We start from the raw sequence: 24,132 nt of genomic DNA, 5'->3' as shown, positions 1-24,132 counted from the left end.
AATCGAACGAACGAAGAAAACTGGGCGGCTGGTTCCCGTGCAGGACGGCACATTTGCGCGCCGCCCCAAAAACCACACAGATAGGGAGGAACGATCCATGAAGAAGAGCATCAGAAAAATCGTATTGGCGTACTCAGGCGGCCTCGACACCTCGATCATCATCCCCTGGCTGAAGGAGAACTACGACAATCCCGAGATCATTGCCGTTTCGGGCGACGTCGGACAGGGCGACGAGCTGGAAGGGTTGGAGGAAAAAGCCATCAAAACCGGCGCCGCCAAGTTGATCGTGGCCGACCTCGTCGACGAAATGGTGGACGGGATCATCATCCCGGCGCTGAAGATGGGGGCAAAATACGAAAAGTATCTGCTCGGCACCGCCTTCGCGCGTCCGGTGATCGGCAAGAAGCTCGCCGAGATCGCGCTGGCGGAAGGAGCCGACGCGATCTGCCACGGCGCGACGGGCAAAGGGAACGACCAGGTCCGCTTCGAGCTCGCCATCAAACGTTTCGCGCCGGACATGCCGATCATCGCGCCCTGGCGCGAGTGGGACATCAAATCCCGCGACGAGGAGATCGACTACGCCGAGGCGCATCACGTGCCGCTGCGGATCTCGCGCGAGACGAACTACTCGAAGGACAAGAACCTGTGGCACCTGAGCCACGAGGGCCTCGATCTCGAAGATCCCGCCAACGAGCCGCAATACGACAAGCCGGGGTTCCTCGAGATGAGCGTTTCGCCGATGCAGGCCCCGGACGCGCCGGAATACGTCAGCGTCGACTTCGAGGCCGGCGCGCCGACGGCGTTCAACGGCGAGAAGATGAAGGCGTCGGACATCATCAGGAAGCTGAACGAGGCCGGAGGCAAGAACGGCATCGGCATTACCGACATCGTCGAGAACCGCCTGGTCGGCATGAAGGACCGCGGCATTTACGAGACGCCGGGCGGGAGCATCCTTTATTTTGCGCACGAGCAGCTGGAAATGATCACGGTGGACAAGGACACGCTGCACGTCAAGCAGAAGCTGGCCGTCGATTTCGCCGACCTCATTTACAACGGCAAGTGGTACACGCCGCTGCAGGAGGCGCTGACGGCGTTCGCCGACGAAGCGAACAAATACGTGACCGGCTCGGTCAAACTCAAGCTGTACAAGGGCAACATCATCCCGGCCGGAACGACCTCGCCGTATTCGCTGTATTCCGAAAAGCTGGTCACCTTCGGCGAGAGCGATTACGATCAGGCACAGGCGGCCGGCTTCATCAACCTCTGGGGACTGCCCGTGAAGGTGCAGGCGCTGCGCGAACAGGGCCGTCTGTAGCGTTCCGGGGCCATTGCCGCCGGGCGCGGGGGAGAAGATCCGGAGAAAACGCGGATCGGCGCCGAAAAAATTTTCGCCGCCATGTGCCGCGGGCATAGCGGCCTATTGAACAAAGACATTCGACTTCTTCGAATGGAAGCGTATGATCGACTCACGGGTCGGCAAGGCTCGAATTCAGTCGGCACAGGAGGCACCAATGAAAAAACAAACCGCCGGGCGCGGCTGGTACCAGGAGGAAGGCAAAGACCCCGCCGAACTGACGCCCGGCCAGGTCGTCGTCATCCCCCCAAACGTCAAGCACCGGCACGGCGCGGGACGGCTGGTTCTCGCACGTTTCCGTGGAAGTCCCCGGCGAGGAGACAGCCACCGAATGGCTCGAACCGGTCGAGTCGGAACTGTACCGCTCGCGGTGATTTTTTCGCAGTCTGCTTTCGGGCAGGCTGCTTTTTTTAATCCGCCGAGGCTTCTTGACTTTATCATGGTAAAGTGATAACATGCCATTCGTAAATTTTCCCGGAAGGACGGAACGGTTCCCCATGACTTACCTCAGCTCAGAACTTACCGACCGACTTGGCGCGGCTCGGGCGGGAAAAGCGGTGAAAGAATGAACATCGACTCGAATTCCCTCAAGTACGACGAGCGCGCCATTTTCGCGCTGCGCTCGCTTTACTCGAAATACGGCTACTCCTATTACAAAATGAGCAAGTTCGAGGAGTACGATCTGTACGTGCGCAACAAGGATTTCCTCGTCAGCGACAGCGTCATCACCTTTACAGACACGAACGGGCGCCTGATGGCCCTCAAACCCGACGTGACGCTCTCCATCATCCGCCACATCAAAGACGAGCCCGGCGTCGTCCAGAAACTCTTCTACAACGAGAACGTCTACCGCGTCTCGCAGAAGACCCGCACGTTCAAAGAGATCATGCAGGTCGGTCTGGAGTGCGTGGGCGCCATCGACGCGTACTGTATCGGCGAAGTGCTGATGCTCGCCGCCGAAAGTCTGCGCTGCATCTCGCCGCGCTGCGTGCTCGATGTCGCTCATCTTGGCATCATCGCCGCCATCATCGACGACTTCTCCTTTTCCGAAAGCGTCCGCCGCGCCGTCCTCAAGTGCATCAACGAAAAAAACGTGCACGAGCTGAGCCTGATCTGCGCTCAGTCCGGCGTCGAGGAGAACAAGGCCGCCGCCCTCCGCCGGCTGGTGTCGCTCTGCGACCGTCCGGCCGCGGCCATGCCGAAGCTGCGCGCCCTGCTGAGCCGTTCCGGCAGCGCGCGGCTTGCCGAACAGCTGGACGAGCTGGAACGCATCGTCGTACAGTTCAAAGGGACTGACCTCGAGGACATGCTGCGCGTGGACTTCTCCGTCGCCAACGACCTCAATTACTACAACGGCATCGTCTTCCGCGGCTTCGTCGAAGGCGTGCCGACGGGCGTCCTTTCCGGCGGCCAGTACGATCGACTCATGCGCAAGATGAAGCACCAGTCGGGCGCCATCGGTTTCGCCATTTATCTGGACCTGCTCGAACGGCTCGACCACGCCGAACGCGCCTACGACGTGGACACGCTCCTTCTCTACGACCGCCGCGACGATCCCCGCGCGCTGCGCGCCGCCGCGGCCAAGCTGACGTCCGGCGGACACAGCGTCATGGCCCAAAAGGAACTGCCCGAGGGCATCAAGTTCAGGCAGCTGATGAGACTTGACGGAAACGAGGCGAAGCTCCTTGAACATGCTTAACGTGGCACTGCCCAAGGGACGCCTGGGCGAGCGGGTCTACGCCATGTTCGCGCGGGCCGGACTGGAATGCGGCGGCGTGCTCGAGCCGGGGCGCCGTCTGATTTTCGAAAACCCGCACAAGGGCGTGCGCTATTTCTGGGTCAAGCCCTCCGATGTCGCCATTTACGTCGAGCGGGGAGCAGCCGACCTCGGCGCGGCAGGCAAGGACATCCTGCTCGAACACGAGCCCGACGTTTACGAGCTGCTCGACCTCCATACCGGCGTCTGCCGCATGGCCGTCGCCGCGCGGGCAGACTTCCGCGACAACCCCGACCGCACGCTGCGCGTCGCCAGCAAGTTCGTGCACATCGCCCAGAACTATTACGCCGCCAAAGGGCGCGACATCGACATCATCCGCATCAACGGCTCGGTGGAGCTGGCGCCGATCCTCGGCCTTTCCGACGTGATCGTCGACATCGTCGAAACGGGCACGACGCTGAAGGAAAACCATCTGCGCGTGCTCGACACGGTCGTCTCCATCAGCGCGCGGCTTATCGCCAACAAGGCGAGCTTCAAATTCAAAAACGGACAGATCTTGGAGATCATGCGGACCATGACCGCCATGACGGAGGCAGAACAATGATCAGAATATTGAAATGCGGCGAGGTCGCCGACGGGGATATCCTCGCGCGCGCCATCCCGACGGCGGACGTCGAGGGCGTCGTGGCGGAGATCATCGCCGACGTGCGGAAAAACGGCGACGCGGCGCTGAAAAAATACGCCGAGAAATTCGACGGCGCCAGGCTCGAGACGCTGGCGGTGACGCCGGCGGAGATCGAGGCCGCCATGGCGCAGGTCGCGCCGGAGTTCATCGGCATCCTCGAGAAGGCGGCGGGGAACGTCCGCGCCTTTCATTCGCGCCAAGTCAGGAACGGCTTCATCATCAACGACGAGCCAGGCGTCGTCATCGGCCAGAAGGTCATCCCCATGGATCGCGCCGGCATTTACGTGCCCGGCGGCACGGCCGCCTACCCTTCGACGGTGCTGATGGATCTCATTCCCGCCAAGATCGCCGGCGTGCGCGAGATCATCATGACGACGCCGCCGCGCCGGGACGGTTCGGTCGATCCCGCTATCCTCGCCGCCGCTCGCGTCGCCGGAGCCGACCGGATCTTCAAGAGCGGCGGCGCTCAGGCCATCGCCGCTTTGGCTTACGGAACGGAAAGCGTGCCGCGCGTGGACAAGATCGTCGGCCCCGGCAACGCGTTCGTCGCCGAGGCGAAGAAACAGGTCTTCGGCGCCGTCTCCATCGACATGATCGCCGGCCCCAGCGAGATCCTCGTCATCGCCGACGGCCGGACCAATCCGCGTTGGTGCGCCGCCGATCTGCTCTCGCAGGCCGAGCACGACACAATGGCCAGCGCCGTGCTGATCACGGATTCCATGGCGCTGGCCCGGGCCGTCCAGGCCGAGATCGAGCGCCAGCTCCCCGAACTGGAGCGGAGCGAGATCGCCCGCGCCGCCATCGAGAACAACGGCAAGATCATCGTCGCCGACACGCTGACGAAAGCCGTCGAGATCGCCAACGCGATCGCGCCGGAACACCTGGAGCTGTGCGTCGACGCTCCGTTCGACTATCTTGACGGCATCCGTCACGCCGGTTCGGTGTTTCTCGGCCGCCACTGTCCCGAGGCGCTGGGCGATTATTTCGCCGGCCCCAACCACACCCTGCCCACCGGCGGCACGGCGCGTTTTTCAAGCCCGCTGTCGGTGGACGACTTCGTGAAGAAATCGCAGTACATCTATTACACGCGCGACGCTTTGTGCAAAGCGGCGCCGGACGTTGCCGGCTTCGCGCGCCAGGAGGGGCTGACGGGACACGCCCGCAGCGTCCTGAGCCGAACGGAGGAAAATCGATGAGCCGCTTTTTCAGCAGCAAATACGCCGGGCTGGTCCCCTATGTACCGGGCGAACAGCCGCGCAGCCAGGAGTTCATCAAACTGAACACGAACGAATCGCCTTTCCCGCCCTCCCCGCGGGCCATCCGCGCCGCCGCGGAGGCCGCGCGCCGGCTGAACCTCTACTCCGACCCCGAGTGCCGCGCCCTGAACGCGAAACTGGCCGAGGTCTACCATCTCGCGCCCGAGGAGATCCTGTGCACCAACGGTTCCGACGAGATCCTCAACTTCGCCTTCATGGCCTTCTGCGACGCAGAGCACCCCGCCGCCTTTCCCAACGTCACCTACGGCTTTTACAAGGTCTTCGCGGCGCTGAACGGCGTGCCGTACGAAGAGGTCCCGCTGCGCGAAGACTTTTCCGCGAACGTGAACGACTACGTCGGCCTGAACAAGACCATCTTCATCGCCAATCCCAACGCCCCCACGGGGCTGGCCCTGCCGCTCGCCGACGTCGAACGCCTCGTCAGGGGCAATCCCGGCAGCGTCGTCGTCGTCGACGAGGCCTACGTCGACTTCGGCGGCGAAAGCGCGCTGCCGCTGATCCACAAGTACGATAATCTGCTCGTGACCATGACGTTTTCCAAGTCGCGCTCCATGGCCGGAGCCCGCCTCGGCTTCGGCGCCGCGTGCAAGGAGCTGATTGCCGACCTGAACGCGATCAAATACGCCACCAATCCCTACAACGTCAACGGCATGACCATGGCCGCCGGCATCGGCGCGCTGGAAGACGAGGAATACACGCGCGCCAACTGCCACGCCGTCATGGAGACGCGCGAGGACGTCACCGCCGCGCTGCGCGAAATGGGCTTTGAACTCGGAGACTCGAAGGCCAATTTCGTGTTTCCCCGCCATCCCAAAATCGACGGTCACAAGCTCTACGAGGAACTGCGCGCCCGCGGCATCCTCGTGCGCCATTTCGACACGCCGCTGCTGGCCCGGCACAACCGCATCACCATCGGCAGCCGCGAGCAGATGAACCGCCTGCTGGACACGCTTGGAACTATTTTGGAGGAATGCTGAATGCGTCATGCCGAAATCATCCGCCAGACCGCCGAGACCGACATCGCCCTGAGGCTGGAACTTGACGGCACGGGACAAAGCGAGATCGACAGCGGCGTGGGCTTTCTGGACCACATGCTGACGCTGCTGGCGCGGCACGGCCGTTTCGATCTGAAGCTGACCTGCCGCGGCGACACGAGCGTGGACGACCATCACAGCGTCGAAGACATCGGCATCTGTCTCGGCCGGGCCTTCGCGCAGGCGCTTGGCGAAAAACGCGGCATCTCGCGCTACGGGTTCTGCGCCCTGCCCATGGACGAGGCGCTGGTCCTCGCCGCCGTGGATTTCTCCGGACGCGCGTGCCTCGGTTACGACCTGCCGGTCCCCGCGCAAAAGGTGGGCTCCTTCGACACCGAGCTGGTGCAGGAATTCTGGCAGGCTTTCGCGCGCTGCGCCGGCTGCTCGCTGCATCTGCGCCGGCTGGCCGGCGGCAACTCGCATCACATCATCGAGGGCGCGTTCAAGGCGGCGGCCCGCAGTCTGCGTCAGGCTGTAGCCATCGAGGCCGATTGTGCCGACGAGATCCCGTCCACCAAGGGGGTGCTCTGAAGTGATCGCCATCGTCGATTACGGCGTGGGCAACCTCTTTTCGCTGCGCAGCTCGTTCGCGGCCCTCGGCGCGGCGGTGACCGTCACGGCCGACGCGGCTGAACTGCGCCGTGCGGAGAAGATCATCCTGCCCGGCGTCGGCGCCTTCGGCGACGCGGCCGACAAATTGCGCGCCTCGGGGCTCGACCGTCCTCTGCTGGAGGAGGCCGCGTCCGGCAAGCCGCTTCTGGGCATCTGCCTGGGCATGCAGCTGCTGTTCGACACAGGTTTCGAGTACGGCGAACACGCCGGGCTCGGCCTGATTCCCGGCGAAGTACGCGCCATCGCCGAAGCGGTCCCGCCGGGACTGAAGATCCCCCACATCGGCTGGAACGCGCTGAGGTTCAGAAAACCGACGCCGCTGTTCAAGTACGTCACGGAAGGCGACTGCGTCTACTTCGTACACTCGTTCGCCGCGCGAGGCTGCGACGATTACGTCACGGCCGAGACCGAATACGGCGCCTGGCTGACGGCGGCGGTCGCGCGGGACAACGTGTTCGGCTGCCAATTCCACCCCGAAAAGAGCGGTTCCGTCGGCCTCGGCATCCTGCGCGCTTTCTGCGAGCTGGGGGGGGCCTCATGCTGATCTATCCGGCCATCGACCTTTACGCCGGCAAAGCGGTGCGGCTGCAGCGCGGCGATTATGCGCAGATGACCGTCTACAGCGACCGTCCCGAAACCGTCGCCGTCGACTTCGCCGCCCAAGGGGCGAGACAGATCCATCTGGTCGACCTCGAAGGCGCCCGAAGCGGCGGCACGCCCAACCTCGAGACGATCGTCGCCGTCAAAAACAGGTCCGGCCTCTTCTGTCAGGTGGGCGGCGGCATCCGCAGCATGGACGCGATCGCCGCGTATCTGGACGCCGGCGTCGATCGCGTCATCCTCGGCACGGCTGCGGCGACCCAGGCGCATTTCGCGGCCCGGGCCGTCGCACGATACGGCGCGCGCATCGCCGTGGGCGTGGACATCAAAGACGGCTTCGCGGCCGTCAAAGGCTGGACGGAAAAATCGCCGCTGAAAGCGTTCGAGTTCTGCCGGCGCATGCAGTCCGACGGCGTTGCCACGCTGGTCTGCACCGACATCTCCCGGGACGGCATGATGCAGGGGACGAACGTGGCGCTGTACAAAACTCTTTCGACCGAACTGAAAATGCGGATCATCGCCTCCGGCGGCGTCTCGTCGCTGGACGACGTCAAGCGGCTGACCGCGCTGGGACTGTACGGCGCGATCATCGGCAAGGCCTATTACACGAAAGCGATTTCCATCGCGGCAGCGATCGAGGTGGCCCAATGATTACCAAACGGATCATCCCTTGTCTCGACGTCAAGGACGGGCGCGTCGTCAAGGGCGTCAACTTTGCGGGACTTCACGACGTGTCGTCGCCGCCCGATCTGGCGCAGTTCTACAGTTCCTGCGGCGCCGACGAGTTGGTGTTTTACGACATCACCGCGTCGTCGGACGGGCGCAGGCTTTTCACGGAAATCCTGCGCGAGACGGCGCGCCGCGTTTTCATCCCGCTCACCGTCGGCGGCGGCATCAGCGCCGTGGCTGACTTCGAACGCGCGCTCTCCTGCGGCGCCGACAAAGTCAGTGTCAACAGCGGCGCCATCGCGCGCCCGCAATTGATCCGCGAAGCGGCGGCATTGTACGGCGACCAGTGCGTCGTGCTCTCCGTCGACGTCAAACGCGTGGACGGCGCTTTTCACGTGTTCGCCCGCGGCGGGCGCGACGATACCGGCATGGACGCCGTCGCATGGATCGAGCGCTGCGTCGGCGACGGCGCCGGCGAAGTGGTGGTCAACTCAATCGACACCGACGGCGTGAAAAAAGGATTCGATCTGGAACTGCTCGCCGCCGTCTGCGAAGCCGTATCGGTGCCCGTGATCGCTTCCGGCGGCGCCGGCAGCATCGGCGATTTCATCACGCTGTTCAAAACGCTGCCCAAGGTCGACGCCGGGCTGGCGGCGTCCATCTTTCATTTCGGCGAGGTGAAGATCGCCGACCTCAAGGCGGAAATGGCCCGAAACCGCATTCCCGTCAGGCTTTGACTGAGAAAAGGACGATTGCATGATTTCCATCGACGAACTGAAATTCGACGAAAAAGGGCTGATCCCCGCGATCGTGGCCGATGCGGCCACAAAGCGCGTGCTCACGCTGGCCTACATGAACCGCGAGAGCCTGGCGATCAGCATGGCCAAGGAACTGACCTGTTTCTGGAGCCGTTCGCGCCGGCGCCTGTGGCTCAAAGGCGAGAGCAGCGGCAACTACCAGCACATCGTCTCCATCACGGCCGACTGCGACAAGGACGCGCTGCTCGTCATGGTCGATCCCGACGGGCCGGCCTGCCACCTCGGCACGGCTTCGTGCTTCTCCGATCCCCTCTGGCAAAGCGAGAGCCGCGGCGAATTCTCGCTGGAAGAGCTGATGCGGCTCATTGCCTCCCGCAAAACCGAGAAGAAGGAAAATTCCTACACCACGTATCTGTTCGAGAAGGGGCTCGACAAGATCCTCAAGAAAGTCGGCGAGGAATCTGCCGAGGTGATCATTGCCGCCAAAGCGGAGGACAGGAAAGAGACCGTCTACGAGATCGCCGACCTCGCCTATCACGTGCTGGTGCTCATGATCCAGGCCGGGATCTCGCTCGACGACGTCATGCACGAGCTTGCCTCGCGGCATGTCATCGACCGCAAGGTGAAGCAGGAGAAAATGACCTCATGATCCGCGAGGACTTTCACGTCCATACGACGTTCTGCGACGGCGAAGACCGCGCCGAGGCCGTCGTTCAGGCCGCCATCGCCATGGGCATGACGCGGCTGGGCTTCTCCGGGCACAGCCACACGCCCTGCGACGAATCGTACTGCATGTCCGTGGCAGGGACCTCCGCCTACACGAGTGAGATCGCGGCGCTGCGCGAAAAGTACCGGCAGCGGTTGGTCATCTGCTGCGGCATCGAACAGGATTACTTCGCCGATCTGCCCGCCGGCGGCTACGACTACGTCATCGGCTCGGTGCATTATCTGAAGATCGGCGGCGATTATGTGCCCGTCGACGAGAGTCCCGAAATTTTTCAGCAGGCCGCCCAAAAATATTTCGGCGGCGACTTTTACGCGATGGCCGAACTGTACTATCGGCAGGAGGCCGACGTGGTCGGCCGCACTCACGCCGATCTGATCGGCCATTTCGACCTGATCGGCAAGTTCAACGAGGGCGGAAGATTTTTCGACGAAAGTCATCCGCGCTACGTCCGCGCCGCCACCGAAGCCCTCGACGCCCTGCTGGAAACGGGGCGTCCTTTCGAGATCAACAGCGGCGCCGTCTCCCGCGGCTGGCGCACGACGCCCTATCCGTCGCCGCCGCTGCTGAAACGCATCGCCGCCAAAGGCGGCCGCGTCGTCCTGTCCAGCGACAGTCACCGCGCCGCCACGCTGTGCTGCAAGTTCGACGAGTGCGAACGGCTCTGCGCATCCTTGGGGCTGAAACCGGAGCGCTTCCGTCTTCGGCGGTGAACAGAAAAAAATCGGCATCGGCCGGAAACGGCCTCTGGGCGCTCCATGCGCAAACGCCGGCGGTCGTCTGACCGCCGGCGTTTTTCGTGGGACACTGTTCCACGTGGAACAGTGTCGTTCATCGAACGTCCTTTATTCTTTCCGCCGCTTCCCGCCGAAGCGAAGGCGCTTTTGTTCCATTCCGCTTTTGGCAGCGCGGACAAAACACGCTGGAACGGCCGCCGACGACGGCGCGCCGCAACGCCGCGCCGCAGACGGGGCAGGGGTCGCCGTCGTGTCCGTAAACTTTCAGCAGCGGCGTGTTGCGATATTCCTTGCCGCGTCCGCGCAGAAACTCCTCCGCCGAAACGGCGATCCGCTCCACGTGAAAGCGCATCACCTCGCGGACCGCCCGCGTCAGGCGTTCCCATTCGGGACGGCTCAGCGAACACGCGGCGCGCGTCGGCCGGATCCGCGCGGCGAAAAGGATTTCGTCGCTGTAAATGTTGCCGATGCCGGCGACGACGCTCTGATCGAGCAGGCAGGTCTTGACGGCGCGGCGAGAGGCGCCCAGCCGCTCTTTCAGCCAGACGGGCGTCAACGCGGCGTCGAAGGGTTCCAGGCCGAGACCGTTCATGCCGGTGCAGTCCTTCTCGCCCTTTCGCAGCAGCCAGAAACGGCCGAAACGGCGCATGTCGGCAAAGCGCAGCTGCAGATGTCCGCTCAGCGAAAAAATGGCATGCGTATGCTTCTCCGCGGGAAATTCCGGCGGCACGACCAGCAGCTGCCCCGTCATGCGCAGGTGCAACACCATCTCGGCGCCGTCGTCGAGGAAGAAGCGCAGGAATTTGCCGCGCCGTCCCATCCCCGTCACCGCACGTCCCGTCACGAGGCTGACGAAATCGTCCGGCGCCGGATGGGCGATCACCTCGCGCCGGTCCAGCGTTACTCTTTCGATGCGGCGTCCGCAGATTTGCGGCGCCGTCACGTTCTTTACCGTTTCGACCTCCGGCAGTTCAGGCACAGTCAATCCTCCCGTCCTTCCCGCTCCGGGTTTTCCAGGGCCGCCGCGAGAACGCGCCTGCGCCCTGTTCGTCCCGTTCGAGAAATCGCTGAGATTTTAACACAGATTTGATTTACAATCACTCATGCAAGTGTTTATAATACAGGTGGAAGATAATATCAATGCCGCACTTCAGGGCTCGGAGGAGGGAACAGACATGAACTTCAAATACAACAAAGCGATCTGCCAGAACCTGCGCGAATCGCTGCGCCTGGAGTGGCTGGAAACCAACGGTCTGGGAGATTACGCCTCCAGCTCCATCGTTTCGTGCAACACGCGCCGTTATCACGGACTTTTCGTCGCCAATCTCGACCGCCCGGCGGGACGTCACGTGCTGCTGTCGGCGCTGGAAGAATCGCTGCTGCTTGGCGGGCACGAGTTTTTCTTCTCCTGCCGCCAGCATCCCGGCAACTTCTTCCCCAAGGGGCACGAATATCTGCGCGAGGCCGAGATCGGCGCCTGGCCGCTGTTTCGCTACCGCATCGGCGATGCCGTGCTGACGCGCGAGATCGTCATGCCGCACGGCGAACACCGCGTGCTGATCCGCTATTCGCTGGAAGGCGGCGCCGCGCTGGCGAAGCTGAGAATCAAGCCGCTGCTCGCCTACCGGAATTTTCACGCGCTCACGCACGCCAACATGAATCTGCACGTGCGCACCTGGCCGGAGACCGCGGGTTTCAAGGTTGAACCTTACGACGGGATGCCGCCGCTGTTCATGCAGACCGACGGCCGCTTCACGTTCTTGCCGTCGCCCGATTGGTACTACAACGCCGAATACCTGATCGAGCGCGAGCGCGGCTTCCCTTACGCGGAAGACCTGTTCCAGCCCGGCCTGTTCGAAATCGAGCTTTCGCCGCAGCGTCCCGTGATCCTCAGCGCGGCGCTGCAGCCGACCGGCAAAGCCGGACGGCTGGCGCGGCTCTGGAACGACGAAACGCGGCGCCGCCTCAGCCGCGGCGAGGACAGGAGCCTCACCGCCCATCTCGAGCGGGAGGGCGAAAAATTCCTCATCGACAGCCCGCGCAACGGAAAAACCGTGATCGCCGGCTATCCATGGTTCGACGCCTGGGGGCGCGACACTTTCATCGCTCTGCCGGGGCTGACGTTCTGCGCCGGACGCAGCCAGGAGGGCGTGGACATTCTCGCGGGCGCGGGAGGAGCCATAAAGGACGGTCTGATCCCCAACTGTTACGGCGCCGACGGCGTCCATCACAGTTACAATTCCGCCGACGCCTCGCTCTGGTACGTCTGGGCCGTTCAGCAGATGGCCGAGCAGGCCGCCAATGGGCTGCAGCTCGTCAAAAAGCTGTGCTGGCAGCCCATCAAAGAGATCATTGCCGCGTACGCGGACGGACGCGCTCCCCACACGCACATGGATGAAGCGGGACTGCTCCATGTCGGCGCCCCCGACACCCAGCTCACGTGGATGGACGCGTCGGTCGGCGGGCGGCCGGTGACGCCGCGCTGGGGCTGCCCGGTGGAGATCAACGCGCTGTGGTACAACGCGCTCGTTTTTGCCGGCAAGACCGCCGCCGCCCTGGGCGAAACGCCGCCGTGGGACAAAAAGCGCCTTGCGGCGCTGAAAAAGGAATTCCAGCGCCGCTTCTGGAGCGAGGAGCGCGGCTACCTGGCCGACGTGTGGCGCGCGGACGGCGCCGACTGGAGCTTTCGTCCCAACCAGCTTTTTGCCGCCTCGCTGCCCGAACCGGTGCTCGACCGGCCGCTGGCGGCGGAGATGCTGGGGCGGGTACGCACGCTGCTGCTCACGCCGTATGGACTGCGCACCCTGTCGCCCGCCGACGCCAACTACCGATCGCTTTACGAAGGGTCGCCGGAGGAACGCGATTCCGCCTACCATCAGGGTACCGTCTGGCCGTGGCTGCTGGGAGCCTACGGCGATACCCTGCTCTTCGCTTTATGGGATCGGCCGGCGGCCGCCCGGCATCTGCTGGGGACGATCACGCCGCTGTGCACCGCCCATCTGCGCGAGTACGGCGTCGGTTCAGTGGCCGAAATTTTCGACGCCGCGCCGCCGTATCGCCCCAACGGCGCCGTCGCCCAGGCCTGGAGCGTGGCGGAACTGCTGCGCGTCCTGAAAAAGATGCAGCGCGCCGCTCCGGGCGTGTATCGTCGCTGGGAGACAAACCTGCGAGAGGAGGCGAGGTAAATGCGCGTGCTCATGCTTGGCTGGGAATTTCCGCCCGACAAGAGCGGAGGCCTTGGCACCGCCTGTTACGGCATCACGCAGGCGCTGCTGCGGAAAGGCACCGACGTGCTTTTCGTCATGCCGCAGACTCGCCTGACCGAGCACCCCGAGTCGCACGTCAAACTGCGTTCCGCCTCGGGAACCCTGATCCCCGTCGTCTCGCGGAGCGAACCGGAAGCGGGGGGCGCCACGGCCGCGCCGGACAGCCATTCCCAAAACGCTGCAAGGCCGCGGCAAAACTGCGGCATCGCAGAGCTTCAGCAGTTTGCCGCGCGGATGGTCGTGCGCGGCATCAGGTCGAGCCTTCGTCCCTACGACAGCGCGGCAAGTTACGAACAACGACTCGGCCAGCGCGGGGCAAACCGCCGGACCAAAAGCGCCGGCGGAGAAAGCGAGCTCTTACGCCGCCTCGGTCTACCGCAGTTCGACGGGAGCATTCGGCCCGCCGACGCCGCAGCGGCGGCTTCACAGCCGCAGGACGCGGCCGTCCGCTGGAAGCCGGTCGAAATCCACGGCGGCTACGGACAGGACCTGATGTCCGAAGTGTACCGCTACAGTCTCGCGGCCGCGCAGATCGCGCGCGAAGAAAAATTCGACGTGATCCACGTGCACGACTGGATGACTTACCCGGCAGGGATCCTCATCAAGCAGATCACCGGCAAGCCGCTGATCACTCACATCCACGCGCTGGAGCACGACCGCAGCGGCGAAAACGTCAATCCCGAGATCGCCCACATCGAGTGGGCCGGCATGACCGCCGCCGATCGCGTGGTCGCCGTAAGCTATTACACCAAGAACAAAGTGATGCGCCTTTACCGGATCCCCGACGAAAAAATCGACGTCGTCCACAACGCCGTCAACCGCAACGAATCGCAGTTGGGCTGGCGAAGCATCCCGCCGCATCGAGAGAAGCGCGTGCTCTTCATGGGCCGCATCACCTATCAGAAAGGGCCCGACTACTTCGTCGAAGCCGCGCGGCTCGTGCACGAGCGCATGCCCGACGTGCACTTCGTCATGGCCGGCAGCGGCGACATGTTCCACCGCATGGTGCGCCGCATCGCCCAGCTGGGGATGGGGACCGCGTTCCACTTTCCCGGCTTCCAGTCCGGCGTGAACGTGGAACGGATGTATGCCAGCTGCGACCTCTACGTCATGCCCAGCGTCTCCGAACCTTTCGGCATCGCCCCGCTGGAGGCCATGATCTGCGACACGCCGGTGATCCTTTCGCGTCAGTCCGGCGTCGCCGAAGTGGTGCGCAACGCGCTGAAGGTGGACTTTTGGGACGTTCAGGAAATGGCCAACAAAATCTGCGCCGTGCTTGCCTACCCGAAACTGGCCGAAGCGATGGTGAAGAACAGCCGCGAAGATCTGCGCCGCATCCGCTGGTCTGCCGCCGCCGATCGCCTGAACGCAATGTATCGTGACTGCATCCGGAGGAGTTGAGCGCTATGCCATCGATCTGTTTCTATTTCCAGGTTCATCAGCCGTACCGGCTGCGACACTACAGCTTCTTCGACATCGGGCAGGATCATTTCTACGAGGACGCCGAAGCCAACCGCACGATCCTCGACAAGGTGGCGCAGAAATGTTATCTGCCCATGAACGAACTGCTGCTGAAAATGATCCGCCGCTGGGAAGGGCGCTTCCGCGTCGCGTTTTCGCTCTCCGGCGTGGCCATGGATCAGTTCGAGGAGTACCAGCCGGAGATTCTCGACAGCTTCCGCGCTCTTGTCGACACGGGCTGCGTCGAACTGATCTCGGAGACCTACGCCCACTCTCTGGCCGCGCTGTACGACGCCGACGAGTTCCGCGCGCAGGTCGCGCTGCACGACGAGCTGATCAAAAAGCACTTCGGCGTGACGCCGCGCGTGTTCCGCAACACCGAGCTGATCTACCGCAACGACATCGCGCGCATGGTCGAGGACATGGGCTACGAGGCGATCCTCACCGAAGGCGCCGACCACATCCTCGGCTGGCGCAGTCCCAACTACATGTACCAGCCGTCAAGCTGCACGAAGCTGAAGCTGCTGCTCAAGAACTACCGGCTGTCCGACGACATCGCCTTCCGCTTCTCCAACCGCGGCTGGGACCAGTGGCCGCTCACCGCCGAAAAGTTCGCGGGCTGGGCGCACGCCGTCAACGGAGCCGGCGAGCTGATCAATCTCTTCATGGACTACGAGACGTTCGGCGAACACCAATGGGCCGAAACGGGCATCTTCGACTTCATGGAAGCGCTGCCGGCAGCCGTTTTCGCCGATCCAAACTTCGACTTCGTCACGCCCTCGCAGGCGGCCGAGCGTTACTCGCCCATCGCCCGCATCGACGTGCCCAACGCCATCTCCTGGGCCGACGTGGAACGCGACCTCACCGCCTGGATCGGCAACGACATGGAGCGCGACGCCATCGAGACCGTTTACTCGCTCAAGGAAAAAGTCCTGGCCGACGGCGGCGAAGGCATCGTGCGCACCTGGCGGCGGCTGCAGACGTCGGACCATTTCTACTACATGTGCACCAAATGGTTCTCCGACGGCGACGTGCACAAGTATTTCAATCCCTACGGCACGCCCTACGACGCCTACATCAATTACATGAACGTGCTGTCCGACTTCAAAATGACGCTGGACAGCTAAAAATCACGAGAGATCCGAGTAAAGGGGTATTTTATGACGCATAAGGATTCAGCCCAGCTTCCCGCCACGCTCTTCGAAGTCTCATGGGAAGTGTGCAACAAAGTCGGCGGCATTTACACCGTGGTCGCCACCAAGGCCCGGCAGGCCGTGGATCGCTTCGGACAGAACTATTTTCTGCTCGGTCCGGCGCGCGACAAGAACCCGGGATTCATCGAGGCTTCCGCCGAAGGCGAGGAAGGCCGCCTGTGGGAGACGTTCCGACGCGCCGCGGCGCTTCACAATCTGAAATGCCGCTTCGGGCGCTGGGACATCCCCGGTTCGCCCAAAGCGGTCCTGGTGGATTGGAAGGACCGCTACAATCAGAATCAGATCCTTTACGACCTGTGGCGCGACTTCGGCGTCGATTCGCTGACGGGCGCGTGGGACTACGTGGAGCCGGTGATGTTCAGCATGGCCTGCGGCGAGGCGATCGCGGCGTTCTCGCAGGTCATCTCCGACGAGAACGAAGGCGAACGCGCCGTCACCGCCCATTTTCACGAGTGGATGTGCGGCGCCGGCCTGCTCTATCTGAAAAAGCACGCGCCCTCCATTTCCACGGTATTCACCACCCACGCCACCGTGCTGGGACGCTCCATGGCGGGGGCGGGGCGCGACATCTACGCCGAGATGGACCAGATCAACGCGGCGCGCGAAGCCGCCAACTTCAACGTCACCGCCAAATGTTCCATGGAAACGGCCGCCGCGCGCGAAGCCGACTGTTTCACGACGGTCAGCGCCCTCACGGCTCACGAGGCGGCGGCGTTTCTCGGCCGCCGCCCCGACCTGGTGACGCCGAACGGCCTGAGCCTGAGCGCCATTCCCGATTACAGCGGCGACCGTTCCGCGCCCGCCGCCAACAAGAAGAAAATTCTCGCCGCCGTCGCCCGGCTGCTGCGCCGCCCGCTGCCGGAAAACAGCCGCCTGTTCCTCATCTCCGGGCGTTACGAGTTCCGCAACAAAGGCATCGACCTGTTTCTCGACGCCGCCGCGGCGCTGAACCGCTCGCGTTCCGCGGGCGAACCACCCATCGTCGCCCTGTGCGCCGTCATGAACGGACACAACGGCACCGACGAACGGGCGCTCTCGGGCAATCCCGCCCAGAAACCCGATGACGCGCCCTTCTGGATCACGGCCCATCGGGTGTTCGACAAGGTCCACGACCCGATCCTGAACGCCTGCGCCCGCCTCGGGCTGGACAACCGTCCCGAAAACGCCGTGCAGGTCGTCCTCAATCCCGCCTTGCTGGACGGGCAGGACGGTCTCTTCGGCATGACCTACGACGAGGTGCTGTCGGCTTGCGACGCGGGGATCTTCCCCTCGTGGTACGAGCCGTGGGGATACACGCCTCAGGAGGCCGCGGCCAATTCTGTGCCGACCGTCACCAGCGATCTGGCGGGCTTCGGCCTGTGGGCGCGCGAACAGGGCGAGAACGAGGGCATCGCCGTCATCGAACGCAGTCACGCGCCCTACGAAGCGACGGTGAAAAAACTGACATTTTTGATGGGCGAGCTGGCTTCGCTGCCGGAGGAAGCGCTGCTGAAGCGCCGTGCCGCCGCCCGCGCGCTGGCCGAAAAGACCGATTGGTCCACCTTCTACCGGCACTACGACGACGCCTACGCCCTCGCCGCCAATCAGGCTCGTGAGCGCGTGGCCACGCGGCCGGTTTCGCGCATGGACGACGAGATCCTGACGCGCGTCTTCACCGGCACGCCGTCGGTGACGCCGCTGCTGCACGGTTTCACCAGTTCAGTCAAGCTGCCGGACAAGCTGAGCCGCCTCGACGAACTGGCGCACAATCTCTGGTGGACGTGGCATCCTGAATACGAGCCGCTGTTCCGCCGCGTCGATCCGGCGCTGTGGGACAAAATCGGTCACAACGCCGTCGAGCTGCTGGGAAAAACCGATCACAGCCGCTTTGTCGAACTGGCGCAGAACGAAGGATACGTGCAGCTTTACGGCCACGCCCTGGAACGATTCGACGCCGACATGAAGGCGCCTTTCGACGAGTCGGTCCCCGAATTGACGGCCACGACGCCCGTCGCCTACTTTTCGACCGAGTACGGCATTCACGAAAGTCTGCCCATTTACTCCGGGGGGCTCGGCGTGCTTTCCGGCGATCACCTCAAATCGGCCAGCGACCTGCGCGTCCCGCTGGTCGCCGTGGGGCTGCTTTACAAGTGCGGTTACTTCCAGCAGAAAATCGCTGCCGACGGCCACCAGACGGCGCTTTATCCCGAGAACAATTTCCGGCTGCTGCCCATCGGCCGCGTCAAAAACGAAAAGACCGGCGAACACCTTTACGTGTCGCTCGATCTGCCGGGGCGCACGCTTTTCGCCCGCGTCTGGAAAGTCCAGGTCGGGCGCGTGCCGCTCTATCTGCTCGACACCGACACGCCCAAGAACACCGAGGAAGACCGCCGCATCACCGAGCGCCTCTACGTGGCCGACCGCGACACGCGCATCCGCCAGGAGATCCTGCTCGGCATGGGCGGTCCGCGCGCGCTGGCGGCGCTGGGGTATCATCCGCGCGCCTACCACATGAACGAAGGGCACTCGGCCTTCATGGTCCTGGAACGCATCCGCCACCTCTGTCTGACCCGCGGGCTCAGCTTCGCCGCCGCCCGCGAGGTGGTGCGCGGCGACAGCGTCTTCACCACTCATACGCCCGTGGACGCCGGCAACGAACGTTTCTCCGCCGAACTCATGCACCGCTATTTCGACGAGCTGGCGCGGCGCATCGGCGTCAGCCGCGACGAGCTGATGAACCTGGGCACCCGTCCGGGAACGTCCGGCGATTTCGAGCTGACGCTGCTGGCGCTGAACCACGCCATGCGCAGCAACGGCGTCAGCCGCCTCCATGGCGGCGTGTCGCGCGCCATGTGGCAGTTCAACTGGAAAGGCGTGCCCACGGAAGAAATCCCCATCGGCTACATCACAAACGGAGTGCACCTGAACAGCTTTGCGGGGCGCCCCGCGGCGGCGCTGCTCGCAACGGCGGTGGGCGCGGACTGGAGCGCGTTGCCGCCGCAGTCGCCGCAATGGCAAAAAGTGGAACAGATCGCCGACGCCGATTTCTGGCAGGCCAAGCAGGAGCAGAAAAAAGCCCTGTTGGAGCTGCTCAAGAAGACGTCGCCCAAGGCGTTCCAAAAAGCCTCCTCCGAATGGAAACAAGCGCCGCTTGTGATCGGTTTCGCGCGCCGTTTCGCGCCCTACAAACGCGCCACGCTCGTCCTCGCCGATCTGGCGCGGCTGACGAAGATCCTCTCGGATGCCCGGCGTCCCGTGATCCTCGTTTTTTCCGGCAAAGCCCATCCGGCCGACACGCAGGGCAACGACCTGATCCAGAAAGTCGTGCTCGCCAGCCGAAACGAACTTCTCGGCAAACTCTTTTTCATCCCCAACTACAACCTCGACATCGCCAGAACCATGGTGCAGGGCTGCGACGTGTGGCTGAACACGCCGCGCCGCCCCTACGAAGCCAGCGGCACCAGCGGCCAGAAAGCGGCCCCCAACGGCACGCTCAACCTGAGCGTGTCCGACGGCTGGTGGTGCGAAGGCGACAACGGCCTCAACGGCTGGACCATCGGCCCCCGCGTCACCTCCATTCACGACGCGCCCGCCGAACAAAGCGACTACGCCGACGCCGAAAGCCTCTACGCGCTGCTGGAAGACGAAGTGGCGCCGCTCTACTTCGAACGCGCCGGCGACGGCCTCCCCCACGGCTGGATCGCGCGCATGAAAAACAGCATTGCCACGCTGAGCCCGCAGTACAGCAGCGCACGCATGGTGCGCCAGTACTTCGAAGAATGCTACCGGCCGGCCGCGCAGCGCCACGTGAAAATGCGCGCCCAAAACCGCCTGCTGCCCCGCACGCTCGCGGCCTGGAAAGCCGACGTCGGAGCGCGCTTCGCCGGCGTGCGCATCGATCAGATCCAGGTCCAGGGGCTCGTGCAAAACGCCGTGGCCTGCACCGATCCGCTCAGCGTCACCGCGTACGTGGTGCCCGGCGCCATGAAACCCGAAGAACTGCAGCTCCAATTCGTGGCCGGACGCAGCGACGAGCGCAACTTCATCGAAAAACCCGACGTGCTCGCGCTCTCCTGCACCGGCAGCGACGACCAGGGGCGCCTCGTCTATCAAGGCGCCTACACCCCCACCCACAACGGCCGCTACCTCTACGGCCTGCGCGTCCTCGCCTACAGCCCCGATCTTGACAACCTGTTCGACACGGGCCTGATCCAGTGGGGCTAACGATCTCTCTTGCCACAGAAGTACAACGGCTGTCTCATCTTCCCATTTGAGAAGATGAGACAGCCGTTGTTGTTATGACAGGTCACGTTCTATGGGATGATATGATGTTTTTTTACAACACCTAGAATCCATAGAACTTTAATATACTGTTTTTAAAAGCCGTTTCATTGTGGCGTACATGCAACAGATTCTGCGCCGCAAGGACTTTTGTCCGGCGCAGTTCCGGCGCGCTGCGCATCTCTTCCATTGCTCTCGCATAATCATCGGCCGATGCATCCTGTCCCACGAGCCAACCGGTTTGATCGTTGATAAAATCGCTGATGCCACCGATGTCGGGCGCAATTGTGGGCAAGCCGGCTGCAGCAGCTTCGAGGAAAACATTGGGCAGGCCGTCATACGCGCTGGTGTAGAGAAAGCAGAAGCACTCTTTGACCGGCAGAGAGACAAAACCACTATATTTTCCGCCAAGAGTGACGTTCGGCAGAGATTTGAAAGAACTGTACAGGTGTCTGTCCTCTTCCGCATACGGTTCACCATAAACGAAGAAATGAGTCTCGGGCATTTTTTTGACGATTTCCAGCAAAAGCTCCGGGCGTTTTTGCTGGCAGAAGCGCCCGGCCCAGAGAACGGATTTCCCGCTGCAAAAAGGATTTTCCCCATCGGAAGGCGCAAAATCCATACGCCCATAAACCGTACTGAAAAGCGCAAGGGGCGCGCCGTACTTTCTGTGCCAGACGCGGGGCATAACGGCGTTGTCCGTGCTGATTCCCGATACGATCGGCAGCATTGCCGTAAAAAATAGAGTCGTATATCCTACATCCGAGCCATCTTTGCGTTTTTCGTCGCAATAAAACGTAGCATAGAGCTTCATGTATTGTTTCAGGGCGGCAGCGTAGTCGATGAAAGTCTCATAGCCCAGCTGCGACAGCATACAGTGAACGGCCTTGGGCTGGAGCTGCAGCAGGATGCGAGCCAGAAGAAGCTTCTTGTCCTCGTTGAAAAATCCGTCGGCCGCGTTGCCGAGGTCGACAAAATCCACGTTCTCGGCCAGCCGGTTTCGCCATGGCGACGGGCAGGGCAAAGTGCTGATCACAAGGATCTTTTTGCCTTGTCCCGCCAAAGTGTTGGCGAAGTTGATCGTCATCAGATCGGCGCCGCCGGGTACAAGCCACGGCACGAGGTACACTGCATCGTAACGTTGCCCCTTTATGGGATTGTACAAAAGGGCGAAGAGTCGGCCGAGACGGTCGTCCGAAACAAAACGGCATTCATAAAGCGGCGGGTTCACGTCAGGATGAAGCGACGAGTCGAGCCGCGAGATTTTTTTGAGCGCCGCAACGCATTCGGCCATGCTGACGGAGGGAAAATTTTCCGGCGCCGACTTTTCTGTCTGCGGGGCAGCTGGCGACGTCGGGACGGCCGGCGTCGGCCGTTTGCTTCTGACATGCTCTCCAACCGAACGGGCCAGCGTCAGAAAAGACCACGCAAAAGCCTTTGCCGGCGGTTGCAGGTCGTCGGGCAATTTGGAAATCAGTTTTTTAGCCGCTGGTTTAAGAAAAGCGTAGAGCCGTGATTTTCTTCGGGCAGGTTTTACAACATCGGCAAGATCGGCAGAAGCGACCGGTTTTTGAGAGATGTTTTCCGACGGATTGTCTCGCAAAATGGGGGAGGACGGTTCATACACTGGCGATTCCAGCTGATCAAACAAACGGCTCGGACGAATCAAAGACTTGCTGGCAGATTCTCTTACAAGTACTGATCCTTGTCTTTTGCGCCGATAGAACATGAATGTATGCGGAACTGTAACGTGTTCGAACCCGGCGGCTATTGTTTCGGTATTCCAATGCCAATCCTCGTAACCAAAACCGTTTCCAGTTGACTGGTAAGGAATTTGTATAAATACGTGTCGAGGAGCTACCGTTTGTACAATGAGAGGATGTTGTGTCAGGAGGTCATATCTTGTATAATCGCCATATCTTATATTACCTACTCTATACATGTAATAGTCGGACTCAAATCCGATATGTATGTTTGCATGTGTAATAATATATGGCTGAGCTTGACAGCATACTACGCTTTCGTAGACGAGGTTTTCAGAATAATAATCATCCCCATCATGAATGGAGATGAAATTCCCCTTGGCAGCCTGTATTCCCTCATTCCGTGAAATGGGAGCGCTGCATTGATGCACGCGCAGGATCTGATCGTCCTTGCGCACGGCAAAATGTCCGGCGACGACCGATTCGGTCACGGGATCGGCGTTGTCCAGAACGAGCACCAGCTCGACGCTGAGCCCGCGCTTTTCGGCGTAGTCCCGGCACATGCCGACCGACATCAGCGTTCGGTGCGCCAGATAGCCTTCGTTATGAAAGGTCACAAGGCAGCTGGCGTCATAGTGATTCTGCGGCGATGTCTGTTTTGTCGTTTCATTCATCGTCAAGGCTCCTCCGCCGGGCGTTGCCGGCAATGTTCTTCGTGAAGTTTTTCGTACAGTGTTGCTAGTTTTGCCGCTTCAGTGGAAATGTCGTAGCCGGCGGCGGCAAAGAAGCGTCCGGTGTTGGCCGTTCTTTCGTGCCGGGGCTGGATCAGGGCGGCCCACTCGGCGGGCGTTTCTTGCAGGCTGATATACTGCGCCAGGCCGGGGACGATGCGGGCTTCTTCTGTGATGTTCGCCGACAAAAGACAGGGCAAGCCCGACGCCTGAGCCTCGAGCGCGGCAAGGGGCAAACCTTCGTAAAGCGAGGGCAGGACGAAAACGTCCATCGCCTGAAGGAGCGCGGGGACGTCGTTTCGCACGCCCAGCCAGAGGACGGCTCCTTCGGGGACGAGTTCGCGGGCCTGGCGGCGAAGGGTTTCATGCAGTTCGCCGTCGCCGATCAGCATCAACACGGCGTTCTTGTGTTTGGCGTAAAACGCGGCAAAGATTTTCAGCAGAAAGGCCTGATTTTTTTGCGGGCACATGCGGCCGATGTGGCCGACCACAAGGCAGTCCGTACCGAGGCCAAGTTCGCCGCGGGCCCGTTCCCGCACCTCGGGGCGGAAACGGTACGGTCCCAGCGGCAGAGCGTTGCGGACCAAATGATAAGGATGTTTGATGCGCCCGCCGCGCGTGCCGAAAAGGAACCTGGCCGCGGCCTCCGAGCAGGCGCAGCGCACGTTGGCGCACAGGGGGATCAGCTTGAAGAGCAGGCTGTTCCTGATCCTCTTCGGGGCGGTGTCGCCGCTGCGGGTGTTGTGGCAGTGAACGATGCGCACGGGCACGCCGGCCGCCCGGGCCATGCCCAGATAAAACGGCGCGGCGTTGGGCAGATGACCGTGAACGATCGCGTACTCGGGATGCTCCGCGTAGAAGCGTCTCAGGAAGCGAAGATAGGGAACAAGCGCGGCGAGACGCAGCGGCGGGGCGACAAAGATCTTCGAGCCGTCTTTTTCAAGTCTGCGTCTGATCCAGAGGTCGGGCTCTTCATGCACGAGAAAATCGAATACGATTCGTTTTTTGTCTGTTGCGTCGTGATAGCGCAGGACAACGCCGGCAACGCCGCTGTCGGGCGTGAGCTTGTCGACGACCTGAAGGATCCGCAGCGGCCGCGCGCGCATTTCTCCCATGGCGTTTTCCATACCCAATAAAGCGGGAATCATGGTTGAGCCTTCTTGCCGTCCATAAAAGCGGCGTACCGGGCATGCGTTTCCGCCGGCGTGCCGTCGGCCCGGACGCGTCCGCCGTCGATCCAGATGGAGCGGTCACAGAAGGCTTCGATCTGTCCCAGCGAGTGGGAAACGATGACGATAGTGGCGCCGCACTCCTTGATCTCGCGCAGGCG

At 62.5% G+C, this 24,132-nt stretch carries 19 protein-coding genes and 1 pseudogene; 16 read left to right on the top strand and 4 right to left on the bottom strand.

What is annotated here, in order from left to right; all coding sequences use genetic code 11:
* Positions 1 to 97: 97 nt before the first annotated feature.
* The 12 genes from D7D26_RS04275 (at position 98) to D7D26_RS04220 (ending at position 10,143) form a co-directional block, all read left to right on the top strand.
* The gene (locus tag D7D26_RS04275; RefSeq protein WP_078015607.1) at positions 98 to 1,315 is read left to right on the top strand and encodes an argininosuccinate synthase; all 1,218 of its coding nucleotides are present in this window, start codon (positions 98 to 100) and stop codon (positions 1,313 to 1,315) included.
* Positions 1,316 to 1,511: 196 nt separating this feature from the next.
* The gene (locus D7D26_RS04270; protein ID WP_199674688.1) at positions 1,512 to 1,805 is read left to right on the top strand and encodes a hypothetical protein; all 294 of its coding nucleotides are present in this window, start codon (positions 1,512 to 1,514) and stop codon (positions 1,803 to 1,805) included.
* A gap of 114 nt (positions 1,806 to 1,919) precedes the next feature.
* The gene (locus D7D26_RS04265) at positions 1,920 to 3,053 is read left to right on the top strand and encodes an ATP phosphoribosyltransferase regulatory subunit (protein ID WP_078015608.1); all 1,134 of its coding nucleotides are present in this window, start codon (positions 1,920 to 1,922) and stop codon (positions 3,051 to 3,053) included.
* The gene (gene hisG / locus D7D26_RS04260) at positions 3,046 to 3,675 is read left to right on the top strand and encodes an ATP phosphoribosyltransferase (protein ID WP_120372165.1); all 630 of its coding nucleotides are present in this window, start codon (positions 3,046 to 3,048) and stop codon (positions 3,673 to 3,675) included. The genes D7D26_RS04265 and hisG overlap by 8 nt, the downstream gene beginning before the upstream one ends.
* On the top strand, positions 3,672 to 4,952 hold the full coding sequence (gene hisD, locus D7D26_RS04255; RefSeq protein ID WP_120372164.1) for a histidinol dehydrogenase: 1,281 nt from the start codon (positions 3,672 to 3,674) through the stop codon (positions 4,950 to 4,952). Before hisG ends, hisD begins: the two co-directional genes overlap by 4 nt.
* Positions 4,949 to 6,010: a histidinol-phosphate transaminase gene (hisC, locus tag D7D26_RS04250; RefSeq protein ID WP_120372163.1), complete on the top strand. Its 1,062-nt coding sequence runs from the start codon at positions 4,949 to 4,951 to the stop codon at positions 6,008 to 6,010. The genes hisD and hisC overlap by 4 nt, the downstream gene beginning before the upstream one ends.
* Positions 6,011 to 6,598: an imidazoleglycerol-phosphate dehydratase HisB gene (gene hisB / locus D7D26_RS04245; protein ID WP_120372162.1), complete on the top strand. Its 588-nt coding sequence runs from the start codon at positions 6,011 to 6,013 to the stop codon at positions 6,596 to 6,598. It begins immediately after the preceding gene.
* 1 nt (position 6,599) lies between these two features.
* The gene (hisH, locus tag D7D26_RS04240; RefSeq protein ID WP_120372161.1) at positions 6,600 to 7,223 is read left to right on the top strand and encodes an imidazole glycerol phosphate synthase subunit HisH; all 624 of its coding nucleotides are present in this window, start codon (positions 6,600 to 6,602) and stop codon (positions 7,221 to 7,223) included.
* Positions 7,217 to 7,930 (top strand): 1-(5-phosphoribosyl)-5-[(5-phosphoribosylamino)methylideneamino]imidazole-4-carboxamide isomerase, encoded by a 714-nt coding sequence (hisA, locus tag D7D26_RS04235; RefSeq protein WP_120372160.1) that lies wholly within the window; start codon positions 7,217 to 7,219, stop codon positions 7,928 to 7,930. The genes hisH and hisA overlap by 7 nt, the downstream gene beginning before the upstream one ends.
* Positions 7,927 to 8,685 carry an imidazole glycerol phosphate synthase subunit HisF gene (gene hisF / locus D7D26_RS04230; protein ID WP_078015615.1) on the top strand — a complete coding sequence of 253 codons (759 nt, stop codon included), beginning with the start codon at positions 7,927 to 7,929 and terminating at the stop codon, positions 8,683 to 8,685. The genes hisA and hisF overlap by 4 nt, the downstream gene beginning before the upstream one ends.
* A 19-nt stretch (positions 8,686 to 8,704) precedes the next feature.
* Positions 8,705 to 9,355 (top strand): bifunctional phosphoribosyl-AMP cyclohydrolase/phosphoribosyl-ATP diphosphatase HisIE, encoded by a 651-nt coding sequence (gene hisIE, locus D7D26_RS04225; RefSeq protein ID WP_120372159.1) that lies wholly within the window; start codon positions 8,705 to 8,707, stop codon positions 9,353 to 9,355.
* Positions 9,352 to 10,143, top strand: a complete 792-nt coding sequence (locus D7D26_RS04220; RefSeq protein ID WP_120372158.1) for a histidinol-phosphatase — start codon at positions 9,352 to 9,354, stop codon at positions 10,141 to 10,143. The genes hisIE and D7D26_RS04220 overlap by 4 nt, the downstream gene beginning before the upstream one ends.
* A 118-nt stretch (positions 10,144 to 10,261) precedes the next feature.
* Here D7D26_RS04220 and mutM read toward each other — a convergent pair whose 3' ends face one another.
* Positions 10,262 to 11,146 carry a bifunctional DNA-formamidopyrimidine glycosylase/DNA-(apurinic or apyrimidinic site) lyase gene (gene mutM, locus D7D26_RS04215; protein ID WP_078015618.1) on the bottom strand — a complete coding sequence of 295 codons (885 nt, stop codon included), beginning with the start codon at positions 11,144 to 11,146 and terminating at the stop codon, positions 10,262 to 10,264.
* A 196-nt stretch (positions 11,147 to 11,342) separates the two neighbouring features.
* Here mutM and D7D26_RS04210 point away from each other — a divergent pair, with 196 nt between their 5' ends.
* The 4 genes from D7D26_RS04210 to glgP are packed head-to-tail and all read left to right on the top strand — an operon-like array spanning position 11,343 to position 20,311.
* Positions 11,343 to 13,352, top strand: a complete 2,010-nt coding sequence (locus tag D7D26_RS04210; RefSeq protein WP_120372157.1) for an amylo-alpha-1,6-glucosidase — start codon at positions 11,343 to 11,345, stop codon at positions 13,350 to 13,352.
* Positions 13,353 to 14,834 (top strand): glycosyltransferase family 4 protein, encoded by a 1,482-nt coding sequence (locus tag D7D26_RS04205; RefSeq protein ID WP_120372156.1) that lies wholly within the window; start codon positions 13,353 to 13,355, stop codon positions 14,832 to 14,834. It abuts the gene before it with no gap.
* Positions 14,835 to 14,839: 5 nt separating this feature from the next.
* The gene (locus D7D26_RS04200) at positions 14,840 to 16,021 is read left to right on the top strand and encodes a glycoside hydrolase family 57 protein (protein ID WP_120372155.1); all 1,182 of its coding nucleotides are present in this window, start codon (positions 14,840 to 14,842) and stop codon (positions 16,019 to 16,021) included.
* Positions 16,022 to 16,054: 33 nt separating this feature from the next.
* Positions 16,055 to 20,311, top strand: coding sequence for an alpha-glucan family phosphorylase (gene glgP / locus D7D26_RS04195; protein WP_120372154.1), 4,257 nt, complete (start codon positions 16,055 to 16,057; stop codon positions 20,309 to 20,311).
* Positions 20,312 to 20,432: 121 nt separating this feature from the next.
* Here the strand turns inward: glgP and D7D26_RS04190 are convergent, their stop codons facing one another.
* The 3 genes and pseudogenes from D7D26_RS04190 to D7D26_RS04180 form a co-directional block, all read right to left on the bottom strand.
* Positions 20,433 to 22,745 carry a glycosyltransferase gene (locus D7D26_RS04190; protein ID WP_120372153.1) on the bottom strand — a complete coding sequence of 771 codons (2,313 nt, stop codon included), beginning with the start codon at positions 22,743 to 22,745 and terminating at the stop codon, positions 20,433 to 20,435.
* A 2-nt stretch (positions 22,746 to 22,747) separates the two neighbouring features.
* Entirely contained in the window at positions 22,748 to 23,950 is a 1,203-nt protein-coding gene (locus D7D26_RS04185; RefSeq protein ID WP_120372152.1) for a glycosyltransferase, read from the bottom strand.
* Positions 23,947 to 24,132 (bottom strand): annotated as a pseudogene (locus D7D26_RS04180) (ABC transporter ATP-binding protein); the annotation flags it as partial. The gene D7D26_RS04185 and the pseudogene D7D26_RS04180, both read right to left, overlap by 4 nt.

Origin of the sequence: Pyramidobacter sp. CG50-2, from assembly GCF_003612005.1 — a bacterium.
Taxonomy (GTDB): Bacteria; Synergistota; Synergistia; order Synergistales; family Dethiosulfovibrionaceae; genus Pyramidobacter.
This window is presented reverse-complemented; position numbering and strand designations above follow the sequence as displayed.